General features: G+C 37.2%; 14 protein-coding genes. 2 read left to right on the top strand and 12 right to left on the bottom strand.

Annotated features, from left to right (window positions below; translation table 11 throughout):
• Positions 1–98: 98 nt before the first annotated feature.
• The 8 genes from IGL23_RS04175 to dnaE all read right to left on the bottom strand — a co-directional run bounded on the left by IGL23_RS04175 (position 99) and on the right by dnaE (position 11,553).
• Entirely contained in the window at positions 99–1,607 is a 1,509-nt protein-coding gene (locus IGL23_RS04175; RefSeq protein WP_002363430.1) for a HAMP domain-containing sensor histidine kinase, read from the bottom strand.
• Positions 1,608–1,617: 10 nt separating this feature from the next.
• Complete coding sequence (locus IGL23_RS04170; RefSeq protein WP_002355954.1) at positions 1,618–2,304, bottom strand: response regulator transcription factor; 687 nt, start codon at positions 2,302–2,304, stop codon at positions 1,618–1,620.
• 157 nt (positions 2,305–2,461) lie between these two features.
• A complete protein-coding gene (gene gndA / locus IGL23_RS04165) occupies positions 2,462–3,883 on the bottom strand; it encodes an NADP-dependent phosphogluconate dehydrogenase (RefSeq protein WP_002355953.1) in 1,422 nt (473 codons plus the stop codon).
• A 204-nt stretch (positions 3,884–4,087) separates the two neighbouring features.
• Positions 4,088–4,267, bottom strand: coding sequence for a 50S ribosomal protein L32 (gene rpmF, locus IGL23_RS04160; RefSeq protein WP_002355952.1), 180 nt, complete (start codon positions 4,265–4,267; stop codon positions 4,088–4,090).
• A 56-nt stretch (positions 4,268–4,323) separates the two neighbouring features.
• Positions 4,324–4,893 (bottom strand): YceD family protein, encoded by a 570-nt coding sequence (locus tag IGL23_RS04155; protein ID WP_002363429.1) that lies wholly within the window; start codon positions 4,891–4,893, stop codon positions 4,324–4,326.
• A gap of 373 nt (positions 4,894–5,266) precedes the next feature.
• Positions 5,267–7,024, bottom strand: coding sequence for a pyruvate kinase (pyk, locus tag IGL23_RS04150; RefSeq protein WP_129193448.1), 1,758 nt, complete (start codon positions 7,022–7,024; stop codon positions 5,267–5,269).
• A 64-nt stretch (positions 7,025–7,088) separates the two neighbouring features.
• A complete protein-coding gene (gene pfkA, locus IGL23_RS04145) occupies positions 7,089–8,051 on the bottom strand; it encodes a 6-phosphofructokinase (protein ID WP_002355947.1) in 963 nt (320 codons plus the stop codon).
• Between the two features lie 172 nt (positions 8,052–8,223).
• Positions 8,224–11,553, bottom strand: a complete 3,330-nt coding sequence (dnaE, locus tag IGL23_RS04140) for a DNA polymerase III subunit alpha (RefSeq protein WP_002361435.1) — start codon at positions 11,551–11,553, stop codon at positions 8,224–8,226.
• A 117-nt stretch (positions 11,554–11,670) separates the two neighbouring features.
• Here dnaE and IGL23_RS04135 point away from each other — a divergent pair, with 117 nt between their 5' ends.
• Complete coding sequence (locus tag IGL23_RS04135; protein ID WP_002355945.1) at positions 11,671–11,856, top strand: YjzD family protein; 186 nt, start codon at positions 11,671–11,673, stop codon at positions 11,854–11,856.
• Between the two features lie 54 nt (positions 11,857–11,910).
• Here the strand turns inward: IGL23_RS04135 and IGL23_RS04130 are convergent, their stop codons facing one another.
• From IGL23_RS04130 to IGL23_RS04120, 3 genes are all read right to left on the bottom strand, one after another.
• A complete protein-coding gene (locus IGL23_RS04130) occupies positions 11,911–13,107 on the bottom strand; it encodes a multidrug efflux MFS transporter (RefSeq protein ID WP_002381323.1) in 1,197 nt (398 codons plus the stop codon).
• A 208-nt stretch (positions 13,108–13,315) separates the two neighbouring features.
• Positions 13,316–14,722, bottom strand: a complete 1,407-nt coding sequence (locus tag IGL23_RS04125; RefSeq protein ID WP_002355943.1) for an NCS2 family permease — start codon at positions 14,720–14,722, stop codon at positions 13,316–13,318.
• Between the two features lie 151 nt (positions 14,723–14,873).
• Positions 14,874–15,449, bottom strand: coding sequence for a DUF1361 domain-containing protein (locus tag IGL23_RS04120; protein WP_002386206.1), 576 nt, complete (start codon positions 15,447–15,449; stop codon positions 14,874–14,876).
• Between the two features lie 205 nt (positions 15,450–15,654).
• Here IGL23_RS04120 and IGL23_RS04115 point away from each other — a divergent pair, with 205 nt between their 5' ends.
• A complete protein-coding gene (locus tag IGL23_RS04115; protein WP_002355941.1) occupies positions 15,655–16,458 on the top strand; it encodes a Cof-type HAD-IIB family hydrolase in 804 nt (267 codons plus the stop codon).
• Between the two features lie 114 nt (positions 16,459–16,572).
• On the opposite strand, the gene IGL23_RS04110 is transcribed toward IGL23_RS04115, so the two are convergent.
• Positions 16,573–17,658 carry a hypothetical protein gene (locus IGL23_RS04110; RefSeq protein WP_033595342.1) on the bottom strand — a complete coding sequence of 362 codons (1,086 nt, stop codon included), beginning with the start codon at positions 17,656–17,658 and terminating at the stop codon, positions 16,573–16,575.
• Positions 17,659–17,763 lie beyond the last annotated feature (105 nt).

The following is a 17,763-nucleotide window of genomic DNA, read 5'->3' as shown; positions in this document are numbered from 1 at the left end:
GAATATTTTCTGCAAAGAAAACATTCGTTTCTTTATCTTATAATCCCTTTTCTCTTACTGAAATGTTCGTTAATCATTCGTAAAAAAAGCAACGTACTTTATTGTACGTTGCTCTCTTCTTTTATTCCAGCGATTGGAATAAAAATTCTAAAGATCGTTCCTTGATGCAATACGCTTTCTGCATCAATACGTCCTTTATAGTTTTCGACTAATTGTTTTGCAATCGATAGTCCTAAGCCATTACCGCCTTTATTTCTTGCACGGGCTTTATCTACTCGATAGAATCGATCAAATATTTTCTCCAAGTCTTCTTCAGTGATTCCTTCACCAAAATCTTGCACAGCTATTTCAAATTCATTCATCGTTCGAGAAATGGAAATATGCACTTCTTTTCGATCTGTTGAATATTTAATAGCATTATCTAATAGAATAATTAGCAATTGTTCAAAGTGATTACGATAGATTTTCAGTTCAACTTCGGTTGGTAAATCGTCATCTAATGTGATATGAAACTCAGGATAAACCAATTGGAAGTTATTAAATACTTGGTAGACTACTTGTTTAGCATCTGTTCGTTCATTTGCATATTGGGTGTCCACTTGTTCAGCGCGTGAAAGGTCAAGCATTTCTTGGACCAAACTCTTCATACGACTAATTTCTTGTAAACTGGCCTTTAATGATTCATCTAAAATTTCAGGATCGTCTTTCCCCCAACGATTTAAAAGGTTTAAATGGCCTTCCATAATCGCAACGGGCGTTCTTAATTCATGGGAAACATCTTCAACAAACTGCTCTTGTTGTTCGATATAGCGTCTCATACGATCTAACATTTCATTAAAGATTTCCGAGATATCTGCTAACTCATCTCTCGTATTAATCTCCGGCATGTGGACATCTGATTGCGGGTCTTTGCGGATTGTATCCATCGTGTCTCTCAATACTTTTAATGGTTTTAAGAAATAAGAAGAGAGGATAAAGCCTAAGACACTACTTACAATCAGAGAAATCACTTCTAAAACTACAAGTGTTAATAATAAATGATTACGAATTTCATAAAAAGAAGAAAGTTCATAAAACGCTTGAATATAGCCAATCTTTTCTCGTGTTTCTTTTGAAAAAATAGGTTCCACGGAATAAAAACCGGTTTTATCAAAAACGGTTCGAACAACAGGTAATTGTCGATCCAATTGTAATAACTTATCATATTCATTTTGTGTTTTAAAAACTAGCTTTTGGTTTGTGTCATACACAGATAAATAAAGTTCTGGTTGTCCTAGTTCAGATATGAAACTGTCCATTTCCATAAACGAACCTTCTACTGCTGTATGCTTATTATAGTAGTTTTCATCTCTTTCACTCGGCGTTTTTAAATAGTCAAAAACGTCTGTTACCGTTAAATTTTCATTGGCATTAGCTAATCGATTTGTTACTTCTGCAATCGTTGCTTCGACATTTTCCTTTTCTTTGGCAACAATAAGACTGACAGAAGACTTATAGGTAATCACCGCAAAAATGGTAAAAACTACAAATATAAAGAAAGAACTTGCGAAAGCCCACTTTATAGTTAAAGATGGGCCTTCCAGTTCTTTTTTAATCGTTCTTTTCATTAATTAGTTCTCACGAACGCATAACGTAGCCAGTTCCACGGACAGTTTGGATGTAGCTTTCTTCTCCAGGTACGTCAATTTTATTTCGCAAGTAGCGGATATATACATCCACAACGTTTGTTTCTACTTCTGTTTCATAGCCCCAAACTTTATTTAGTAACACATCACGTGCCAAGACAACGTTCACGTTTTCCATTAGCGTTAATAGTAATTCGTATTCGCGTTTTGTTAATTCAATCATTTCAGAATTACGACGAACGACACGATTTTCTTTTTCAATTGTTAAGTCACGATATGTAATCGTTGTTTGTTTTGCAACGTTTTTATCGCCCTCAATATCAATACGACGAAGTAACGCACGTAAACGAGCTAACAATTCTTCAATTGCAAATGGTTTAACAATATAATCATCCGCTCCATGGTCTAAGCCAGAAACACGGTCAATTACTGAATCACGCGCAGTCATCATAATAATTGGTGTATTTTTCACTTGGCGAACACGGCGACATACTTCTAATCCATTTAATTCTGGTAACATCAAATCAAGAAGGATAGCATCCCATTCGTTGTTAAGAGCGGCTTCCAATCCTGTACGACCATTGTAGTGTACTTCTGTCGTATACCCCTCATGTTTTAATTCAAGCTCAACGAATCTCGCTAAGTTCTTTTCATCTTCAATAATTAAAATGTTGCTCATTTGATTAATTGTCCTTTCTCTTTAAAAGCTATACTCAAGCTCAACCTTTTTATTCCTTACTACTTATTAGAGAATTACTACTCAATCTGTCTGGTTCTTTTTTAAGCCACAGTAAAACCATGAGCATGGTGAGCCACACTCATGGTCTCCAGCGTGTTTATTCTTCGTTGTACCAGCTGTAATGGTAGATTCCTTCTTTGTCTGTGCGTTCGTACGTATGAGCACCGAAGTAATCACGTTGTGCTTGAATTAAATTCGCTGGTAAGCGATCTGAACGATAAGAATCGTAATAAGCAATTGCAGATGAGAATGTTGGTACAGGAACACCTGCTTGAACAGCAATCGCAACAACTTCACGAACGGCTTGTTGATATTTTTTCGTAATTTCTACGAAGTATTCATCTAACAACAAGTTTTCAAGTGCTGGATTTTTTTCATATGCATCGGTAATTTTTTGTAAGAATTGTGCACGGATAATGCAACCTGCTCGCCAGATTTTTGCAATTTCACCAAATGGTAAATCCCATCCGTATTCTTCAGAAGCTGCACGGAGTTGTGCAAAACCTTGCGCATAACTCATTAATTTACTAAAGTATAATGCTTCGCGAATTTTTTCAATCAATTCTTTTTTATCGCCTGCAAAGTTAAAGGCTGCAGGTTTTGATAAAATGCCACTTGCTTTTACGCGTTCTTCTTTGTAAGCCGAAATAAAACGTGCAAATACTGATTCTGTAATTAATGGTAATGGTACGCCAAGATCTAACGCACTTTGGCTTGTCCATTTACCTGTTCCTTTGTTGCCTGCTGCATCAAGAATAACATCAACGATTGGTTGGTCGGTTCCTTCATCATCTTTACGTGTCAAAATGTCAGCCGTGATCTCGATAAGGTAACTGTCTAATTCGCCTTCGTTCCATTCTTTGAAAATCTCTGCCATTTCATCAACAGATAAACCTAAGATTTGTTTCATTAAATCGTAGGATTCAGCAATTAATTGCATGTCCCCATATTCAATCCCATTATGAACCATTTTTACATAATGTCCAGCACCATTTGGGCCAATGTAAGTCACACATGGTTCACCGTCTTCTGCTTTAGCTGAAATTTTTTCAAGAATTGGCGCAACTAACTCATACGCTTCTTTTTGTCCGCCAGGCATGATAGACGGTCCTTTCAAGGCTCCTTCTTCTCCGCCAGAAACGCCAGTACCAATAAAGTTAATTCCTGAGTTTGCTAGTTCTTCATTACGTCGCATTGTGTCTTTGAAGAACGTATTACCGCCATCAATTAAGATGTCGCCTTTATCAAGGTGTGGTAACAATTCTTGGATTGTCGCATCTGTTGCAGGTCCAGCTTTAACCATCAACATAATTCGACGAGGTTTTTCAATTGCATTCACAAATTCCTCAATTGAGTATGTTGCTTGAAAGTTTTTGTCAGGATGTTCTTCAACCACTTCTGTTGTTTTTGATCCTGTACGGTTATACAGCGCAACTGTATAGCCTCTGCTTTCAATGTTTAAAGCAAGATTTTTTCCCATGACAGCCATGCCGACTACGCCAAATTGTTGTTTTGTCATTTTATGACCTCCTATATTATAATCAACGAAAATTCTATGAGCATTCTCTTATAATCCTCACTATTATAACGCACTATCTTTCATATGAAAACAATATAGTGCCAATAAATTTCCAATTTCTTCATATTTTCTTAAAAAAATACAAATCCCCTAGGCTCCATGGTTAGCCTAGGGGATTCAACATTTCAAAAAATGTTTTTATGCTTATGCTTCTTTAGACATTACGTCTTTTCCATCGTAGTGACCACATGCTGGACATACGTGATGGCTTTTTTTCATTTCACCACAGTTTGAGCATGCATTTAAGCCTTTGATTGTTAATTTGTAGTGTGTGCGACGTTTTGCTTTTTTCGCTTTAGAAGTTCTTCTAGCTGGTACTGCCATTGTTGTTCCACCTCCTTGTAAAGATGCGTGTATTTACATACACAATATATTCCAACCTAGCTGTTATCTTCCTCTTCAGCATTATCGCTGAGTAATTCTGATAGTTTAGCCAGACGAGGATCCACTGTTTGTTCTGCTGCTTTCTGCTTACTTTCCAAATATGCTTCTTCTGAAATCACTTCCCAGTCATTGCCACTTGGCATTTCTTGACTGTTTTGTTCTTCTTCCGTAAGCACTTGAATTGGAATGGACAATAGAATGTTGTCTTCGACAGATTCATCTAAATCAATTGTTGGCTTGTCCAATAAAATAATCTCTTCAGCTGCAAATCGTTCATCTCTTGTATCCATTTGTTCTTTTGTCATAAAGACTTCATCGACCGTGATTTGCATTGGCAAAGCCACAGGTTCTAAAGAACGGGATGAAGGAACGGTTACAGTTACCTGAATAGTGTAATGAAGTAAATATTCTGATTTATTGACTGCTAATAAGCCTTCTACTTTGATTGGACTAACATCCAACAAGGTATCATCTCGTTGAAGAAGCTCTTCTTTAAGATGCAATGTTTCTGAAAACACTAGCGGCTCTTCTTTGTATTTATTTAATTCTAACAAAGACCACTTCATAATTATCACTCCTAAGCAACAAAAGCTATTATACAGGGGTATGAAAGCTTTGTCAATGAAATTTTCTTGACAGCCCTTTCTTATTTCCTGTTTTTCTTTCGTTTTTTTTATAATTGTTTTTCTGTTGAAGATAACTTAGCGCTTATTTAATTAAATAACAAAATTTTTGTGTGAAATAACATAAATAATTTAAAACTCAGACATAATTTTACTATTTGCGCCCAACTCTTTATTTACTGAATACGTGTTTTCTGAACATTTCATACCACTGTCTTCCTTGTAAAAAAAGCTGAGACAAACTGACGAATCGGTTTGTCCCAGCTTTGCGTCCGAGTACATATTGCTTAAAATCAAATGATTGAATTAATTAGACTTAGATAGCTGTTGTTGCTCCGCGGTAAACAATACCACGACGAGGATCAACAGTAATCACTTCGTCATTATTAATTAATGATGTTGCATCTGCAGCACCTACGATAACTGGAATATTTTGCGCAATCGCTACAACAGCTGCATGAGAAGTTAAACCACCTTCTTCAACAACTAATGCTGATGCTTTTTCAATTGCAGGCATGTATTCTTTATCTGTTGTTTTTGTAACTAAAATAGCTCCTTCAGTCGCTTTAGCAACTGCTTCTTCAGCAGTTCCTGCAACAACGGCTTTTGCAATAATTGCTTCTTCGCCGACACCTTGACCTTGAACTAATTTAGAACCGATCATTTGAATTTTCATTAAGTTTGTTGTGCCTTTTTCGCCAACTGGAACACCAGCAGTGATAATGATTAAATCACCTTCTGAAGCATAACCTTCTTCTTGTGATACTTTTGAAGCTAAATTAAACATTTCATCTGTGCTTGATGGTTTGTCAGCAACTGTTGCGTAAACACCCCATGATAATGATAAGCTACGTGCTTTTTGTTCTGAGAACGTAATTGCAACGATATGTGCTTTTGGACGGTATTTAGAGATCATACGTGCTGTATGGCCTGATTCTGTTGCCGCAACGATTGTTTGGATACCCAAGTTACGTGCTGTATGGCCAACAGATTGTCCGATTGCTTCAGTCATATCTGTTTTGCTATATAATTTCAATGCGAATGAATCTTGGTTAACTAATGTTTCTTCTGTACGAACTGCAATACGAGCCATTGTTTGAACAGCTTCTAATGGGTAATCCCCTGCTGCAGTTTCGCCTGATAACATTACTGCATCTGTTCCATCGTAGATTGCGTTTGCTACGTCATTTGCTTCCGCACGTGTTGGACGTGGGTTACGTTGCATTGAATCTAACATTTGTGTTGCAGTGATAACTGGTTTACCTAAAGCATTACATTTTTTAATTAAAGCTTTTTGGACAACTGGAACATCTTCTGTTGGAATTTCAACACCCATGTCACCACGAGCAACCATTAAACCATCAGAAACTTTTAAGATTTCATCGATATTATCGATACCTTCTTGGTTTTCGATTTTAGGAATGATTTGGATGTGTGTTGCGTTTTCTTCTTCTAAAATTTTAGTGATTTCTAAAATGTCAGAAGCACGACGAACGAAGCTAGCTGCGATAAAGTCAATTCCTTGACCAATTCCGAAACGGATATCGTTAGCATCTTTTTCAGTGATCCCTGGTAAGTTTACAGAAACGCCTGGTACGTTAACGCCTTTTTTGTTTTTCAAGACGCCTTCGTTTTTAACAACTGTTACGATTTCGTTTGCATCACGGTCGATATCAGTTACTTCTAAATCGATTAAACCATCATCTAAAAGAATGTGTGAACCTACGTTTACATCATTGATTAATTCTGGATAAGTGATTGAGAATTTTTCATTTGTTCCTAAAACTTCTGTCATAGAAATACGTACTGAGTCACCAATTTTCATTGTGATTGCGCCATTTTCCATGTCATTTGTGCGGATTTCAGGACCTTTTGTATCTAGTAAGATCGCTACGCGTTTCCCTGTAATTTTTACAGCTTCACGAATGTTTTTAATACGAGCACCATGCTCTTCGTAGTCACCATGTGAAAAGTTCAAACGGCAAACATTCATACCTGCATTAATTAAGTTTACTAGCATATCAACGGATTCACTAGCTGGTCCAATCGTACATACGATTTTCGTTTTTTTCATTACTAAAACGCTCCTATTCCAAATTTGTTTATACAAAGCTAATAAGATTAGCTAATATACAAGATTAAAAAGAAATTTCATGATTTAACTCATAAAGAGATAAATCTGGTTTGTGTTTATTGTTTTCTAACGTATCAATAATATCAGCTGCAACTACTTGGTTATCTAACATACCGATACATAAACCGCCTTTGCCTTCTTTTAGAAGTTCAACAGCATATGACCCAAATTTACTTGCTAATACACGGTCACGAGCACTTGGCGAGCCCCCACGAACCACGTGTCCTAAAATTGATACACGCGTATGGAAATCACCGTATTCAGAAAGTTTATCAGCAAATTCATTTCCACCCATTACGCCTTCTGCTAAAATGATTAAGCAATGTTTTTTCCCGCGGTCGCGGCCTTCTTGAATACGTTTGGCAACGTTTTTCATATCAAAATCATGTTCAGGAATAATGATTTCATCTGCTCCGCCTGCCACGCCTGACCACAATGCGATATCACCAGCGTTACGTCCCATTACTTCGATAACGAATGTACGAACATGAGAAGTTGCTGTATCACGAATTCGGTCAATTGATTCCAAAACAGTGTTAATCGCTGTATCAAAACCGATTGTGAAATCTGTTCCAGGAATATCATTATCAATTGTTCCAGGAATTCCAACAGCGGGGAAACCACGTTTTGTCAAAGCCATTGCGCCATGATAAGAACCGTCTCCACCAATAACAACTAAGCCTTCAATACCGAATTTTTTCAATTGTTCGATTCCTTTTAATTGCCCTTCTTCAGTAGCAAATTCAGGATAACGAGCAGAGTACAAGAATGTTCCACCACGTTGAATCTTATCGCCAACGTCAGCAACATCTAAACGACGGATGTCGCCTGCGACTAAACCGGCAAATCCATAGTTAATACCGTAAACTTCGATTCCATCAAAAATACTTTTGCGTACGACTGCACGAATTGCAGCGTTCATTCCAGGGGCATCTCCCCCGCTGGTTAAAATACCAATGCGTTTCATTCGCTATTTCACCTCATATAATATACTTTCAACTGCCAAAAGAAACCTTTTCGCAAAAATTGATATACAAAAATATTACGTCATTCATTTTACCATTAAAGAACCAAAATGTCTTGAGTTAAGAAGAAAAAAATGAAAAAAGTTGAAAACAACTAGTATTTTTTACCGTAAATCATTTGAAAATGACGTTTTGCTCGCCTAAAACGTAAGCTAATTGTTGCTGACTAGCGCTTGTATGAGCGACCCAATTTTCTTCATTTAATACTATTTTCTTTCCTGTTTTTTCAAAATAGACAATCACTGGAATATGTCCAGCGTGACGACTGAGTACCTCTTTCATTTTCTGAAAAACGTCCGTTTGTTCGACATCTTTTGTAATTCTGATAAAACACGTTTCGTCACTAATTGATGTTTCTACTTGTTGCGCTTTTTCTATTCGTTGAACCAATATTTGCAATTCTTGATTGTAAGTACTGCGTTCCACTTTTCCTTCCACATAATAAACTTGCCCTTTCTCGACACTCTGTCTTAACTGGCGAAAAACGGTTGGGAACAACGTTAGTGAAATACTTCCTGTTGTATCATCCCCATCAACAAAGGCCATTTGTTCTCCCTTTTTGGTCCGAATCGTCCGAATGTTTTTGACATAAATCAATAATTTCGTGGGCTGATTTTCAACAAGTTCATGAACAAGTTGCGTTTGCTTGGCTAAGCGTGTTTTTTTGAACTCTTCTGTCGGATGTCCTGATAAATAGACCCCTAAATATTGTTCTTCTTGTTCTAGTCGCTCTTCTAGCGGATAATCGGCAATTTCTTCTTCCTTGGGCTTCAATGTTTCTAACAAATCCATACTACCACCGCTGAGAAGAATACTTTGGATATTACTCTCTAAACCTACTGCTAATTGACGGCGATTAGGCGCAATTTCGTCAAATGCACCGATGGCAATCAATGGTTCGATATTTTCAACTTTCAACCACTTACGGTCAATTCGCAAAAGAAACTCATCGAACGTTTTGTACGGTCCATTTTCTCGGCGTTCATTTAAAATATTTTGAATGAAGTCTCGGCGGATTCCTTTTAAAGAACTAAAACCAAATAAAATTTGCTGTTGCTGATTTAGGTAAAAGCTGTAGTGACTTTGGTTAATTGACGGCTGCAAAATCGTCTGCTTGTTTTTTCTAGCTTCGCCAATATATTCTTTAATTTTTGTTGGATTATGACGAACAGAATGCAACAATGCGACATAAAAAGCACTCGGATAATGAACCTTCAAGTAAGCCATTTGAAAACCAATAAAGGAATAGGCAAATGCATGCGAGCGGTTAAAGCCATAATTAGCAAAGCGCTCAATATAATCGTACACTTGGTTAGCTGTTTCTTGGGGATAGCCTTGTTGTAACGCACCATTAACAAAATGATTTCGTTCTTCATCTAGCACATCTTTTTTCTTTTTACTAATGGCCCGACGTAAAATGTCAGCTTGCCCTAAAGAGAAGCCTGCCATTTTCGCAGCAACTTGCATAATCTGCTCTTGGTAAACAATAATTCCGTACGTATTTTCCAAAATGGGGGCGAGACTAGGCTCTGGATAACTAATTTGTTCCAAGCCTTTTTTCCGGCGGATGAAAACATCAATATTTTGCATCGGACCAGGACGATACAGGGCATTGACAGCAGCAATATCTTCAATGCTAGTCGGCCCTAATTTTCTTAATACATTCCGAATTCCAGCAGATTCAAACTGAAAAACACCACTTGTTTCCCCTTTTCTAAATAAAGCCAGCGTCGTTTCGTCATCTAATGGAATCTGATTCAAACGAATGGTTTGATTATAGACGCGTTTAACAGCTGTGAGGGTATCATCAATGATGGATAAATTTCTTAAGCCCAAGAAATCCATTTTCAGAAGACCAATTTTTTCAACATCATTCATAGTAAATTGGGTCAATAAAATTTCATTCGATCCTAGTTGTAACGGAACCAAATTCAAAAGATTTTCATCACTAATTACCACACCTGCTGCGTGCGTAGAAACATGGCGAGGCAATCCTTCTAGCTGAACAGCTGTTTTATAGAGCAATTGATTATTTGGTGAAAAATTGACCAATTCTTGCATCCGTTTCGACTCTTGGTACGCTTCTTCTAACGTAATTTTCAGCTTGTTGGGGACAGCTGCCGACCAACGATTCGCTTCACTCTGGGACAACCCGAAAACACGTGCAACGTCCCGTAAAACCATTTTCGCAGCCATCGTACCAAACGTGGCAATTTGCGCCATGTGATAATGACCATATTTTTGACTGACATAAGCTAAAACTTCCTCCCGCCGATTATCAGGAATATCTAAATCAATATCGGGCATCGTGTAGCGTTCCGGATTCAAAAAACGTTCAAAGAGCAAATCATATTTGATTGGATCTACATCTGTAATTGATAGCACATAGGACACTAAAGAGCCTGCAGCTGAACCTCGGCCAGCGCCTGTAACAATTTGATTGTTATGACAGAAGTCCATCACATCCCAAACGATTAAAAAGTAATCATCAAAGCCCATATTGTGAATGATGGTTAACTCTTTTTCTAATCGTTTTTGGTAAACTTCATTTAGATGAGGCACTCTTTCTGGTAATTTTTCTAAACACAATGTGCGTAAATAAGAACCAGCCGTTTGATTATCAGGCACAGGAAAATGCGGTAATAATTTTTGATGTAAAGGAATGTCAACTCGGCAATTTTCAGCTAGCTGAATCGTATTCTGGACCACTTCTGCACCAGCTATTTGAAGCATTTGTTCCATCGTCGTCTCTGCTTCACGCAAGTAATTCAGACCTTCTATTTCCGGTGTTTGACTTGTAATATTCAATTGATTATTTTCTTTGATGCTCTCAAGAACAGTTACGGCAAAGCCTTCTTCCCTTGTTAAATGACGTACCTCTTGCAAAGCCACGCCAGGTAATTGTTCTCTTTGGTAAAAAGAAAAGAGCGCTGGATTACGTTGTTGATTCATTGAAAAAGAATGTTCAACAAATAACGACTGGGGATCAAAATATGAAGCAAGTTGTTGGAAAGCGTGAACCGCTTGTTGTTCATCTTCAAAAAATGTTTGGGCGACTTCTCCTTTGGCTGACAAAGTCACGGCAAATAAATCACTTAATAAGGATTGATGTTCCGCTAAGTAAAAGGGACCCTCTGTCGTCATTTTGCTGCTAGATAGTTGCATTAATTGCTGATACCCTTTTAAATTTTTAGCAAATAAAAGCAATTCGGAATGCCCTTCTTTTTCTGCTGGGGTATATTCTAATCTTAAACCGATAATTGGTTGAATTCCCGCTTCTTGGCATGCTTCATAAAATTCAACCGCCCCATGCAAGACATTGATATCGGTAATCGCTAATGTTTGATAACCTAACGCTTTCGCTTGTTTTACATAGGAACGAATCCTAACCGTACTAGATAAAAGCGAATAGGAAGTAACGGTATGTAATTGTGGAAATGACATTGGACAGCTCCTTTTTGAATCCTTGCTATTTTTTGCCTCTTCTCTTATTTTCCTATCGCGGATTCTTTACTTTTAAAGAAAATATGCTAAACTAAGAGCTAGAAAAGAGGTGCTCATATGCGTTATCTTGTTGTATTTTTCTGGACCTTCGCATTAGGCCAAGTCGTTGGATATATCGGCGGTGCATTATCTGGTGGTTCATACGACTTTAAAATGACAACGATTCTATCGTTGGCAACAGCCGTTATTATTTTATTAATTGCACACTTTGCAGTACCGAAAGAAACCAAACCTGTTAAATAAGAAAAAACCAGTTACTAAAGTTATTGTAACTGGTTTTTTTATCTTTTCAACTGTTTAGAGCTTTTTATTTAAAACTTTTCGGAAATTAAAGAAGGACAACCCAATGTTTCCTAAAACGAAACAAGCGGTTACCAGAAAAACAGAAGAATAGCCAAAACCATGGGCAACTGTCGACCCTACCATCGGTCCTAAAACTTGACCGAAATTACTACACATCTGATTGTAACTATAAACTCTACTTACGCCCTCTGTTGGCGTTATTTTACTAATTAACGTATTAATTGATGGCATTAAAGCACCTGTTGAAAAACCTAAAAGGAATCGTAAAACACCTAACTGAAAAGGTGTTTGCACAAACGCCATGGGAATGTAACAAATAAAAGAAAGAATTAATCCGCCTAATAAAACTTTTTGGTTCCCAATGCGGTCCCCAATTTTTCCCAAAGTTGGAGAAGAAATAATTGCTGAAACGCCGGCAATCGAAACAATCAAACCACTAACAAATAATACATTCTCTGTATCGCCACTTAAAGATCGAATATATAGCGTTAAGATTGGGCTGATACTTGTAATTCCTAATTGTAAAATTAACGTAGTCACAAACAAACCAATCAATACTGAAACATGATCCATCTTACTAAAAATTTCTTTAGTCGTTAATAAATCCTTTTTCTCAACTGGTTGAAAATCTTCTTTAACTAAAAAGATAGTCAACAACGTTGTAATGAATAAAATAACGCCGGTAATAATAAAGACATTTTCCATTCCAAACCACTGTGCCAACGCACCGCCAATCGATGGCGCAATTAACGTCCCAGCAATTGCACCTGTTGATAATGTTCCTAGAGCCCAGCCATTTTTCTCTTTTGGCGCCTGCGACGCAATCATCGCTGTTGCGTTAGGAATATAGCCGGATAAAATCCCGTTCATAAAACGCATAATCAACAGCCAGTATACATTAGGGACAAATGCTAACGCCCCCATCGTGATCGTCATTCCTGCTGCAGCCCGAATCATCATAATTTTCCGACCTTTTCGATCAGCTAAATTTCCCCAAATCGGTGCAACAATCGCAGCAGCAAACGCCGTGACGGAAATTGCCAATCCAGAAAACAACTCTACTTGACTCTTAGGCGTCCCTAATTGTTCAACGTATACTGGAATAAACGGCATAACTAAGCTAATACTCGCCCCTGTAAAAAAGCAACCAATCCATGCGACTAACAAATTCTGCTTCCATTTTATTTTCATACTTTTATCCACCTTATCACCTCTTCACCTACCACTATACTCTAAAAGAGTGAATCTCTCAAAAGAAAATTCTTTAAAAAAAAGTCTGACAGACCGGTCAAAACGACCAATCTGCCAGACTTCTTAACACTTGGGCTTAAGATAAATAGCTGAATAAACGCAACACCTTCAAAGCTAACCGCTGTTATCTCAGCCTCACTTCTATTTACTATAAAATAGCTAAGATTACAAAGTTTAAGATAAACAACGCATCAATGACCCAAATAATTGGTGAAACTTCTTTGGCTTTTCCTTTGACTACTTTCACCACTGCATAAAAGATGAACCCAGCAGCAATCCCATAAGAGATGCTATAACATAATCCCATGAAAATTGAAGCAAAAAATGCTGGAATCGCATCTTCTAAATCCGTCCAATTGATGTCTTTGAAAGAAGCTAACATCATAATTCCCACTAAAATTAACGCTGGAGCCGTAGCTTGTGCTGGTACAATAGCAATAAGTGGTGAAAAAAGACTACTTAAGGCAAATAGAATTGCTACCACTACCGATGTCAAACCTGTTCGACCACCCGCACCGATTCCTGCTGCACTTTCTACATAAGTTGTCGTATTCGATGTACCAAAAATCGCACCGATAGATGTTGCAATAGCATCTGCAAATAGAGCTTTGTCCATTTTAGTGCTGAAACCCTTACTATCTTCTAAAGCTAATTCATCTTCTTTAGAGAAAATCCCTGTTCGACGTCCCGTACCGATAAATGTTCCAATTGTATCAAACGTATCTGATAAACTGAAGGCAATAATGGTCATTAAGACTTGAGGAATTTTTGAAGAATCACTAAACAATGACTGTAAGCCCTCAGCACCAAAAGCAGCGCCAAAAGTTGTACCTAATTCTTTAAATGAATTGCCCAACGAATTAGCATGCCAATCAACCGAAGCAGTGTCTACCACCCCCATTGGAATTGCGACTAACGTAGTAACCACAATGCCAATTAAAATAGCCCCACGAACATTCGTGACAACTAAAATCGTTGTTAAAACTAACCCAATTACCGCCAAAATAATGGCTGGATTATCAAAATTTCCTAAAGCGGGCACGATACTCGAACCATTCACAACACCATTTTGAGGTTCTGCTTGTACTGTGAAACTTAGTAAGCCAGCATTTTTCAACCCTACATAAGCGACAAAAATTCCAATCCCACCACCAATAGCATGTTGTAAACTCTCTGGAATTGCTTTAATAATCATTTTGCGAATTTTTGTCACTGTAATTAAAATATTAATCAAACCACAAATAAAAACCATTGCTAATGCTTGTTGCCATGTATACCCCATCCCAAAAACGACCGTAAACGTGAAGAAAGCATTGAGTCCCATCCCCGGTGCTTGAGCGTAAGGTACATTAGCAAACAGCCCCATAATTAATGTACCGATGATTGAAGCAATAATGGTCGCTAAAAAAACAGCCTGAAAAGGCATCCCTGTTTCTGAAAGAATGGACGGATTAACAAATAAAATATAACTCATTGCAAAAAAGGTCGTGACCCCCGCCATTATTTCAGTTGATACCGTTGTCTTGTTTTCCTTTAATTTGAAAAACGTATTCATAATTGCACTTCTCTCCCTTAAAATCCATGTTTTCGAATAATTACTCTTTGATTATAAGAGAATCGCTATCTTTTTACAACAAAATATTAACTATTATATATATTTTTCTATATAACGTTCGTGTTTTGTGGGTATAAAAAAAGAAAAAGCTTTACATTGCTTCTTCTTTTCCTAATAATTGGATTAGCCCAAACAACAGCATCTGTAGAAACATCATTAATAAAATAAACATTAATTTTTGAAGGGACCAGTCAAAAAAGATAATTTTCACTGTTTCAATTGGACTCATAAAAAGATAGACACTGTGTAATCGATCAAAACGTCCAACATAAATCGCCAAAGCAGACAAGAAATGAAGGCTGGCTTGAAAGACTACAATTGTTCTATAGTCACAATAACTTTGCAATTTCTGACTAACAGTTGTTACTGTTTTCATCCCTAAAAGTCCATATATAACAATCCCGCTAGTTAAGCAAACAAACGCCCACCAATCACCAATTTGGTTTGCAAAAATCGTATTAAAGCCTCGATAAATAGATAGCGTTTCTAAATGAAAAAAATCCGTAAATAGGTACGGCGCATTAGGATAAAAAATTAACCAAGCAAAACCTATCAACCAATCCCTTTTACGTTTTTCTGCGTTTAAAAGATAACTAAGTTCAATTGGAATATAGGCTAACAACACGTTCAACGCCATAAAATGAAAATGCGTAGCAAATAACCACATATAGATACAATAGATTAAGGTGATCACTCGTAAATAATTTCTAGAATTTTTCAAGATGCTCTGCGCTCCTTTTTCAAACGGTTTATTTTAGTGTAGCATACTTCTTAAGCTTTTTTTTAAACCTTATAAATGAACATGCTTCTCCCCTTGATAATCTTCGGTTTTATGCTAGACTGAGTAAAAGGCATTTAGGAGGAATTTTTACTTGAAAAAATTAATTGCTATTGATTTAGACGGCACAACATTAAATGCACAGTCTTTAATCAGTCCAAAAACCGAACAAACACTAAAAAAAGCGATTGACAACGGTCATTACGTCAGTATTGCCACTGGACGTCCCTATAGAATGAGTCATCAATTTTACCAACAACTTGGCCTAACGACCCCTATGGTTAACTTTAACGGCGCTTTAGTCCACATTCCAGAGAAAAAATGGGACTTGGAAAGCGAAGCCAATATTGAGCGTGACCTAGTCTTTGACATTTTGGCACAGAAAAAAGAATTACAATTAGATTTTGTTGCTGCTGAAAACAAAGAAACATTTTATATCGATACGTTAGATGGGTTCGATCCGAAATTTTTTGCTTCCAAAGCAACCTTAGATAATTTACTTACTGCTAAAAATTTACGAACAAATCCTACCTCAATGATGGTTCGGACCACACCAAACCAAGCTGAAAAAGTTGCTGATACATTGACAAAACAATATGGTGATTATATTGATGTCCGCACTTGGGGCGGTCCAATGCCTATTTTAGAAATGGTCGCAAAAGGAATTCAAAAGGCCCATGGCGTTGATCAAGTGGCGAACTTTTTATCTGTCAAACCAGCTGATATCATTGCTTTTGGCGATGAACATAATGACGAAGAAATGTTAAGTTATGCTGGTTGGGGTGTTGCTATGAACAATGCCACGGATAAAATTAAATCCGTAGCCAACGATGTCACTGAAAAAACAAATGATCAAGATGGTTTAGCAGATTACTTAGAAAATTATTTAGATCTATAAAAGGCTAAAATAAAAGTATTTCTTTAAAAAGAACTCACTTTGGTTTAGCTGATAATCTTAAGATTACAAAAGTAGGGCATAAGTCGAAACGACTTATGCCCCACTTCCGTTTTTTTATTCCTTCAATGAATTTTGAAACGTGCTGATTTTTTCAGCCAATCTTTGATAAGTAGTAAAAGACGGATGCTGTAGCTCTTGTTCTTCGTTAACGGATAAAGTTTGTTGTGTCGTAATGGCCTTTGTTAGTGCATCTACAAAATGAATAAAAGAATTGTTGGTTTGTTTATTGTATCCTGGTGAATAATATTTCGATTGACGATAAAAAGGCCGCAGGGCTGTTTCTGTGATTTTTTCCTGTTCATCTGAAAAGTATTCATCATAGCTGACATGTTTTATTTTCTGCTCTTCTGTTATCACTTGAAGTCGAGCGATTAGGCCATTGCCTAAATCTTCTGCGTAACCGATATACGTTTCTTTCGATGGCTCTTTTAGCCAAGTGTCCATCTCTGCTGCTAAAGGCATTAAACCTTCACGCGCAGAAGTTGATGAACCGCGTACCGTATAAAAATTACCTGTGACACGATTTTCGTCACGCATTTGTTTTTCTACATAAGTAATACCATTAACAACGGTGACTAACGTATCGTCTGTGCGCGTGTTGCTTGCTTGAAATTCAGGATAATCCGACAGGCGTTTGTTGACACCCGAATATCGTGTATCGTAATAAGGATCACTAGCAAACTCTGTAAACTCAACATTCAGAATCCGTTGCGTTTCAGGTTCCGTAATAATCTCTACAATGCCGTAATTTCCGCCAGTAAATACACCTTCATTTTTATAATAGTTACCCGTCATTAATCCCAAAGGCGGTTGATTGGACCAAAACATTTTTTCCTTTTTTTCTTCTGGTGTATATTTTGCTGGTGGGGTTGTCCCAAATGTCGTTTGTGTGGCCCCTGTAACCACTTCGTACGTGTATTCATGAGAATCAAAAGTCAATTGATTAGCAATCAGTTCGTCATTTTTAGTCGGCGCTTGTTTTTCCACCGCAGAAGTCGTTTGATTGGTGACGGTAACTTCCTTCACTTGCTTTGTCTCTTGCGGACCACTTGTTGTTTGTTTCGTTGGCTCTTGATCTGGCGCACAACCAACCAAAATAAATAATCCGATAAAAACCAACATTCCTTTAATATGTTTCATTCACTTCTCTCCTTTTTATAAACGCTTAATTTCCTCTTATCTCCAGTGTAGCAAACATTTATAAACCAAAACTGACGGAAAAATGAATAAATAATAAACAAAAAC

The organism is Enterococcus sp. MSG3299, assembly GCF_050555765.1.
In the GTDB taxonomy this organism is placed as follows: domain Bacteria; phylum Bacillota; class Bacilli; order Lactobacillales; family Enterococcaceae; genus Enterococcus; species Enterococcus faecalis.
The sequence above is the reverse complement of the archived record's forward strand: the minus strand, read 5'-3'. Positions and strand labels throughout refer to the sequence as shown.

Excerpts from the sequence above, each read along its gene's own strand:
- IGL23_RS04110 (WP_033595342.1), bottom strand. The coding sequence starts at position 17,658 with ATGAAACATATTAAAGGAATGTTGGTTTTTATCGGATTATTTATTTTG.
- IGL23_RS04175 (WP_002363430.1), bottom strand. The coding sequence starts at position 1,607 with ATGAAAAGAACGATTAAAAAAGAACTGGAAGGCCCATCTTTAACTATA.
- IGL23_RS04170 (WP_002355954.1), bottom strand. The coding sequence starts at position 2,304 with ATGAGCAACATTTTAATTATTGAAGATGAAAAGAACTTAGCGAGATTC.
- pyk (WP_129193448.1), bottom strand. The coding sequence starts at position 7,024 with ATGAAAAAAACGAAAATCGTATGTACGATTGGACCAGCTAGTGAATCC.
- pfkA (WP_002355947.1), bottom strand. The coding sequence starts at position 8,051 with ATGAAACGCATTGGTATTTTAACCAGCGGGGGAGATGCCCCTGGAATG.
- IGL23_RS04130 (WP_002381323.1), bottom strand. The coding sequence starts at position 13,107 with ATGAAAATAAAATGGAAGCAGAATTTGTTAGTCGCATGGATTGGTTGC.
- IGL23_RS04155 (WP_002363429.1), bottom strand. The coding sequence starts at position 4,893 with ATGAAGTGGTCTTTGTTAGAATTAAATAAATACAAAGAAGAGCCGCTA.
- rpmF (WP_002355952.1), bottom strand. The coding sequence starts at position 4,267 with ATGGCAGTACCAGCTAGAAGAACTTCTAAAGCGAAAAAAGCAAAACGT.
- IGL23_RS04120 (WP_002386206.1), bottom strand. The coding sequence starts at position 15,449 with ATGTGGTTATTTGCTACGCATTTTCATTTTATGGCGTTGAACGTGTTG.
- IGL23_RS04125 (WP_002355943.1), bottom strand. The coding sequence starts at position 14,722 with ATGAATACGTTTTTCAAATTAAAGGAAAACAAGACAACGGTATCAACT.
- dnaE (WP_002361435.1), bottom strand. The coding sequence starts at position 11,553 with ATGTCATTTCCACAATTACATACCGTTACTTCCTATTCGCTTTTATCT.
- gndA (WP_002355953.1), bottom strand. The coding sequence starts at position 3,883 with ATGACAAAACAACAATTTGGCGTAGTCGGCATGGCTGTCATGGGAAAA.
- IGL23_RS04135 (WP_002355945.1), top strand. The coding sequence starts at position 11,671 with ATGCGTTATCTTGTTGTATTTTTCTGGACCTTCGCATTAGGCCAAGTC.